The organism is Microbulbifer sp. 2205BS26-8 (genome assembly GCF_030731025.1).
GTDB lineage: Bacteria > Pseudomonadota > Gammaproteobacteria > Pseudomonadales > Cellvibrionaceae > Microbulbifer > Microbulbifer spongiae.
The window spans coordinates 1-261 of sequence record NZ_JAVAMR010000236.1; the positions used below are offsets into that span (position 1 = coordinate 1).

At 60.9% G+C, this 261-nt stretch carries 1 protein-coding gene; it reads left to right on the top strand.

Translation table 11 applies throughout. The features are described 5' to 3' along the window. Positions 1-261: Ig-like domain-containing protein (locus Q5Y71_RS17405; RefSeq protein WP_306043324.1), on the top strand; the 261-nt coding region annotated here is incomplete at both ends.

The following is a 261-nucleotide window of genomic DNA, read 5'->3' on the forward strand; positions in this document are numbered from 1 at the left end:
CGACATTACCACCAGCGTGAACTGGTCCAGTGACAACACCGCAATTGCCACGGTGGATAGCCTGGGCGAGCTGATGGCGGTGGCGGTGGGCAGCACCAGCGTCTCCGCCAACCGGGACGGCATTGACAGCAATACGGTTTCGGTCACCGTAACCAATGCGGTATTGACCAGTATTCAGGTGACCCCGACAGTGGTGAACCTGCCTGCGGGCTACAGCCAGCAGCTCACGGCCCTGGGCAATTTCAGCGATGGCAGCACCCT